The sequence below is a fragment of the Planktothrix sp. FACHB-1355 genome, from assembly GCF_014748295.1.
Lineage (GTDB): Bacteria > Cyanobacteriota > Cyanobacteriia > Cyanobacteriales > Aerosakkonemataceae > Aerosakkonema > Aerosakkonema funiforme_A.
Genome location: NZ_JACJUP010000291.1, coordinates 1 through 6,369, shown reverse-complemented (window position 1 = coordinate 6,369; position 6,369 = coordinate 1). Strand labels below are relative to the sequence as shown.

The window sequence follows — 6,369 nt, the reverse complement described above, 5'->3', positions numbered from 1 at the left end:
CCAAAGTTCCTGCGGTGTAGGGAATTGGTCAAGGGGAATTTCTCGCTCTCGCTGTCCTGTGGTGACAGTGCGATCGCAAAACATGAACGCATCACCATTAGAACTAAAAACAAACGGTACATCGATCAGTTCGCCAGTTGTGAGATCGCCTGCTGCATCCCATCGCTAACGCCGTGATTATTGTCCTTCGCTTCAATCACCGCCAAAGGCAAACCCGGCTTATAATACAGCACGTAATCTGCCCGTTTTAGCTCGCCCCGACTCGTCAGCTTTCCTCTCACAATTACCCGACCTTTGGTAAGCGTTACCTCTTCCCGAATCTGAGCCATGATATCCCAACCCTGATTGGTCAGAGCGGGTGTAATGTACTTCGTACAGATGTCTCGTTCGCTCAATAGTTTCTTGTCAATTGCTTCTGGCATAAGAGGTATCAGTTCATACCCAACCAATACCCAAAATCATACCCAATATTTAGCTGCGCTAAAGTCGATCGAGTGATGAAATACTTGACATGACTAGGTTTTTCTCAAAGCGGGTGGCGGGAATCGAACCCGCATTATTAGCTTGGAAGGCTAAAGTTTTACCACTAAACTACACCCGCAAGGTTTTGGGACGATGCGATCGACTAACTTTCAACATCACTCAAACTAGGATAACACAACTTTTCGCGATCGCACAACACCTCCCACCTTTCTTTCTTCATTGCTAAGACTTCTTGATATTGGGGTTGACGATGAAGGTGAGAACCGTTTCATCCACACCTTTGAGCTGTAGGGGACTGCCTTTAGTAATTTCAGACTCATCCAGATAATCGGCGACAGCAGCCGAAACCAGGATGCAGTCAGGTGCTGCGGCTTGTTGAAGTCGAGAAGCGATGTTGACCGTGGGGCCAATTGCTGTATAGTCAGCTCGTTCGGCGCTGCCAAACATACCGACTACAGCCGTTCCCTGATGAATACCGCAGCGGAACTGAACGCGGGGAATCCCCTGATCTTGCCAGCGCAGATTGAGGTCATCTAAATATTGACGCATTTGCCGAGCCGTTGCGATCGCTCGCCGTACCTGTTCGTTGGGAGTCAGTTCCTCCGGTGCGCCAAACATTGCCAGCACCGCATCTCCCATAAACTTATCGACAGTACCGCCGTTGTCGAACACCGCCCTAGTCATATACTCGAAATATTCATTCAACAATTCCGCCACCCGACGACTCCGCAAAGTATTGGATAGTTGCGTAAAACCGACAATATCGCTAAACAGAATTGTTACTAAACGAGGTTCCGGCTTCAAATCCAGAGACAGCCCGCCAGTGGCTGCTTTTTGTACCATTGTCGGTGGCAAGAAGCGCTTCAGCACAGATTCTGTGAGATATTTATTCAGTTCCGTAACGCGGCGTTCATTCTGCTTGAGTTCCAGCAGATTCCGCACAGCCGCCAGCAATTCGCGATCGTTAAACGGCTTAGCCAAATAGATATCTGCACCCAATTCCGTACCTTCAATGCGAGTATCTTCATCCACTTTAGCCGTGAGCAGGATAATCGGCGTTCCCTTCAAATCCTGCTGTTCCCGGATCATACGAATCATTTCCAAACCGGACACCATCGGCATCATCAAATCGGTCACAATTAAGTCAGGACGGTTAGCTTTCGCCACACCGAAACCCTCAGCTCCATCGCGGGCTGTCAAAACTTCAAACCCTGATGCCTGTAGAACTCTAGATACATAAGAGCGCAGATCCGGGTTATCATCTACCACCAAAATACGATTGCGAGCCTGTACCGAGTTTTCCGTTGGGGAATCTACTTTTAACTCAGTATTTTCTCCTACTGTGCCGATCAGTTCCAGATCTGCCAATTCCACGGCGGCGCGGTTCGGTTGTAGTTGCGTTGGCACTTCCAGTACCTGATCTAGAGGCAGGTGAGATATCCCCGTTTGCAACCAAACGGTAAAAGTACTTCCGGCTTGATAAATCGACTCCACGGAGATTTGACCGCCGTGGAGTTCCACCAATTCTTTTACCAGCGCCAGACCCAAACCGGAACCTTCATAAGAGCGATTGACAGACCCTTCTGCTTGCCGGAAGCGCTCAAACAGATGGGGGATCTGTTCGGTACGAATACCGATGCCAGTGTCTTTGACTTGGATGCGAACGTGGTCTCCCGCTCTTTCCACCTTAACGGCTATACTGCCACCGGAGTCGGTAAACTTCATAGCATTGGAGAGGAGATTGTAGAGTACCTTGTCAAATTTTTCCGGATCTAGATAGACCATCGGACAGGAGTTGAGATCTGCGATCAGACGCAGACCCTTTTTTTCGCAGTAGGGTCGGAAGGCTTCCATAATTTGGCTGACCATAATCACCAAATCGCAAGGACGGAAACTGGCTTGCATCCGTCTGGCATCGAGTCGCTGCAAATCCAGCAATTGATTTACTAATCGCAGCAATCGACGACAATTGCGGAGGGCGATTACCGCTTGGTCGTGAGGCAAATCTTGCTGTCGATCGACTGCCGATTCTAATGGGCCCATCATCAGGGTGAGGGGCGTGCGGAATTCGTGGGAAATATTTTGGAAGAATTCGGTTTTTTGTTTGTCTAGTTCCTGCAAGCGCTCTGCCTGCTGTCGCGTTTTCTGATATAGGCGGGCGTGTTCTACGGCGATCGCAGCTTGAGCTGCCACAGCTTGGGCCAAGTCAATGTCTGCTTGTTGCCAGCAACGAGAGTTTGTGGCTTCTCGCAAAGTAATGCTGCCGATGATTCTGCCTTCGGCGATTAAGGGTACTACCATCAGGGCTCGTGCGGAAGAGCGCAAAGGCAAATCGAAGCCTTGCATATCTGGATTTGCTTCCAGGTCATTGATCGCCACCGGTTGTTGGGTACTGAGCAATTGCTGCAAAACGGGATTGCCTGCGATCGGCGCTACGGATTGAGGTAACTGGGAAGAATTTGGGATTTTAGCTCGTTCTCTGCTTCCTAGCTGGGAATTGGTATTTTGGATCGCACCTTGTAATGAAGAGTTTGAGGAAAATGTTTTTTCTAGGAAAGTTGCGTCTGTTAAAGCTGTGCCTACACTTATGGAAGAATCTAAACTTTTGTCGTATAATCCGACGCACTGAACAAATTCATCGGATTCTGTCCACAGAGAAAGAGTGCAGCCATCTACCTTGAGCGCTTGACCGAGTTGTTGGGTAATCGCGGCAAAGATATCTTGGGGATCGAGACTGGAGCGAATTGCGGAAGTGATCGTGTTAATCAAAGCTTCCCGTTTTGCCATTGCCAGGGAACGATCGTAAGCGCGTGCTTGAGATAGGGCGAGGGCTGCTTGATCGGCAACCATGAATACCAACTGCACCTCATCATCTTGCCAGCGACGGGGCTCTCCGCATTGATGCAGTGCCAATACAGCCATCAGTTCCAATTGGCAAATCAAGGGTACTACCAAACTGGAGCGAATGTCAGCGGTACTGTATGCGATCGCACGTTGTTTTTGTGCCGGTGTGTCGCCTTGGATGCGATCGTCGGTTGTAATATCGTCGAACACCAGGACATCGTGGGTTTCCCACACCGTCTCCGCTAAAAGCGCAATTTGAGAAGCCTGTGCTTCCTTGGGTGATTCTTCCCTCACTTCCGACGGGTATGGTAAAACAGTCTTCTGTCTTTGATAAACAAAGCATTCGTCTCCCATCCGATCGTCTTGGAAAGGACGGAGAATACAGATGTCCGCTTCCAGCATATGACCGACCGTGTTGACGATCGTCTGGAGAATCTGTCGATAATCGGTGTGGGAGCGAATGGTATTGGTAACTGTATTGAGCAGAGATTCCTGACGCAGCGTGCGGCACAGTTCCTGAGTGCGAGTTTTGAGGACGTTGTGGGTATCCAGCGCTTGCCGCACTACTGCTTGCAGGTGTTCTGCTTCCCACGGCTTCGTAACGTACTTGAATACCTTACCGCTGTTGATTGCTTCTACGAGGTCTTCCACATCCGTGTAGCCGGTCAAGATAATCCGAATGATATCTGGATACTGAGTGGCGGTGAGACTCAAAAATTCTGTGCCGCTCATCAGTGGCATACGCTGATCCGAGATAATCACGGCGATATCCCTCTCCGATGCCAAAATTTCTAGGGCAGCCAGTCCCGATTCTGCCCTCAAAACTTTATATTCTCGATAGAAAGTGCGATACAGCAGGTCGAGATTATCTGGTTCATCATCAACAACCAGAATTTTCGGCTTATTCATATATTGAGATTTCATAAACCGCTCTCCTGCCTAAGGTACTCTTGGAGGAAAAACCGTCTCATCAGACTACCAAAGCCCAGTAAAATCGATGGTTTGTTTCGCCAAACGCAGATGCAAAAAACGCCAAACACAGGCAAATGGTAAACTGTTGAAATGGGAGCGGTTGGAAAGCAGGCTAAAGTACTTCTGCCCTTTACCAAGAGCCGCTGTATTAAAATTTTCAGCCCTAAGAGCGGTTGTGGCAACTTTGTCCCCAGGCGTAGGATCGATTCCATATAGCGGCAAGGTCAACCAGCAAAACGAGCTTTTGATATTGCAGCTGCCTTTGGGCCTGTATAAAGTTTGGCAGGCGATCGACGCTGCCTCCCTTTTGGGCCATTGCAATGAAAGTTCATTTCCGAGTTCCTTTGTGTGAGTAAAATTTCTTATCTGTGTTCCTCGCTTAGGAGGAAGGGATCTGGTGTAAAAATTTGCAACGCTAATTTTTTGGCTTAAACCGAGAAGCCAACAGAGCCCTTGGTAACAATTTTTAAAGGTTGACTGACTTAGCACTGGATTTAACTTTTCAGCGTAAAACAAAGTAGATGACATTTATCGTGCCAGCAGCTTTGAAGGTAGGACGGTTGGCACACACTAGCGTTAGGCTGTAAGAGAAATACCAGTTTAGCATTGCTAACCAAGACACGCTCTTAAGCTAGGTTTCGTTGCGGCCTGACAAACCAGTGTGGGCGAAACTTTTGTATAGATAGCCTTTGGCTGCCAATCCAAATTTTTCGTTACAAATGCTTTGCCCGTAATAAGGTTTATACACCCTCTCTCACAATCCTAATGCAGTCAGAGAAGGATGCTTGCACTTCTTAGCTTGAGGTCGGTCTTGGCAATTGTCTGGTTAAATTTAGAATACCCGGCATCCGCCGTGACGAGTGTCAAATAGTAAACAGTTGTGAAACCCTTGTTCTCGTCCTCAAAACACTGCCAGGAAAATAACTTTGTTTCGCCAACCGCAGGCGAAACAGACGCTAGCATACGGCAAAGGGCCGAATTAGCGAGCTTGAACCACTTTCTCATCCGTGCAGCTAAAGCTAGGGATTTGACTGCTCTTGCAGAAATCCTTGCTGATAGCTTTCATTCTCGTGTCGGTATCGGTGGCTGGATTTATCCATTGTTGCGTCTGGGGATTTACGAAGATTTACGTACTAGGCTGCAATCAACTTCTCCTCGTTACATTTGTCTTGTAGCGGTAGAACCTGTGACGACTCGCCCCAGCGACTGCGATTATTTGGCAGGAACGGTAGAAATGGCCTTGCGCTCAACTCATCCTTGGTTGCCGATCGGTTTGCCGCAGTACCCTTATGTATCCAATTTGGCAGTACGAACCGAATGTCGCCGGCAGGGAGCGGCTCAACAATTGTTGCTTACTTGCGAACGAATCGCTCTGGGATGGGGTTTTCACGATGTCTACCTTCACGTATTAGAAAATAATCATCAAGCACGGCGACTTTATTTCAAGTTAGGTTATCGCTTACACCAAGTCGATTCGAGTTGGAGTTCTTTGCTGCTGGGGCGACCGAGGCGTTTGTTGTTGCATAAGCGCTTGGTGTAGGTTAATAGTAAGTAGCAAGTAGTTATTCGTTAATTTTACTTACTACTTACTACTAATTTTTGACAAATAATTTTTCAGAAATAACGCGATATGAAACATGAAAATGAGGATCGTAACAAGTCGGAAATTGTGGCACAATTGCACAGCGGTGAACTGTTAGTAGTGAATAGGAACAAGCGTAATGGGCTGATCCTTTACAAATCTTACCATGCAGAGTTTGCTGGGCCGGGATCTGCTGTTGGTGGCACATTTGATAATGATTGCCAGCGGGCTATTCCTGTGGGAAATTTTTCTTTAGTTGTGCCAGATTCCTATGAGGCGCGACAGACTGCTTATAAGACTCGACGACAGTGGATTATGCTCACAAAACAGTTAGCTGATAAGCGAGATCCGCTAGAGCGTGCGGAAAAGTTGTTGCTTCAGTTTGAAGCTTTTTTTGATGCGGAAATGGTGGCGCAATTGCCGGATGATGTGCTGGGCTCTTTGGTTGGCGTTTTGCCTCAGACGATGGCATTGGCGCGACAAAAGGA

General features: G+C 48.0%; 5 protein-coding genes and 1 tRNA gene. 2 read left to right on the top strand and 4 right to left on the bottom strand.

Annotated elements, in window-relative coordinates:
* Positions 1 to 125 precede the first annotated feature (125 nt).
* The 4 genes from H6S82_RS14085 to H6S82_RS14070 form a co-directional block, all read right to left on the bottom strand.
* On the bottom strand, positions 126 to 422 hold the full coding sequence (locus H6S82_RS14085) for a type I restriction endonuclease (protein WP_199315166.1): 297 nt from the start codon (positions 420 to 422) through the stop codon (positions 126 to 128).
* Positions 423 to 530: 108 nt separating this feature from the next.
* Positions 531 to 601, bottom strand: a tRNA-Gly gene (locus H6S82_RS14080).
* Positions 602 to 705: 104 nt separating this feature from the next.
* The gene (locus H6S82_RS14075; protein WP_190463345.1) at positions 706 to 4,251 is read right to left on the bottom strand and encodes a response regulator; all 3,546 of its coding nucleotides are present in this window, start codon (positions 4,249 to 4,251) and stop codon (positions 706 to 708) included.
* 51 nt (positions 4,252 to 4,302) lie between these two features.
* Positions 4,303 to 4,815: a hypothetical protein gene (locus H6S82_RS14070; protein ID WP_190463343.1), complete on the bottom strand. Its 513-nt coding sequence runs from the start codon at positions 4,813 to 4,815 to the stop codon at positions 4,303 to 4,305.
* Positions 4,816 to 5,179: 364 nt separating this feature from the next.
* Between H6S82_RS14070 and H6S82_RS14065 the strand changes: the two genes are divergently transcribed.
* Together H6S82_RS14065 and H6S82_RS14060 are read left to right on the top strand one after the other, a co-directional pair.
* Positions 5,180 to 5,839 carry a GNAT family N-acetyltransferase gene (locus H6S82_RS14065; RefSeq protein ID WP_322111865.1) on the top strand — a complete coding sequence of 220 codons (660 nt, stop codon included), beginning with the start codon at positions 5,180 to 5,182 and terminating at the stop codon, positions 5,837 to 5,839.
* A gap of 90 nt (positions 5,840 to 5,929) precedes the next feature.
* The coding region (locus H6S82_RS14060) for a hypothetical protein (protein WP_191056331.1) at positions 5,930 to 6,369 on the top strand (440 nt) is incomplete at its 3' end.

What these genes read in the sequence shown, in the direction of transcription:
- H6S82_RS14085 (WP_199315166.1), bottom strand. Translation starts at nt 422, where the DNA reads ATGCCAGAAGCAATTGACAAGAAACTATTGAGCGAACGAGACATCTGT.
- H6S82_RS14075 (WP_190463345.1), bottom strand. Translation starts at nt 4,251, where the DNA reads ATGAAATCTCAATATATGAATAAGCCGAAAATTCTGGTTGTTGATGAT.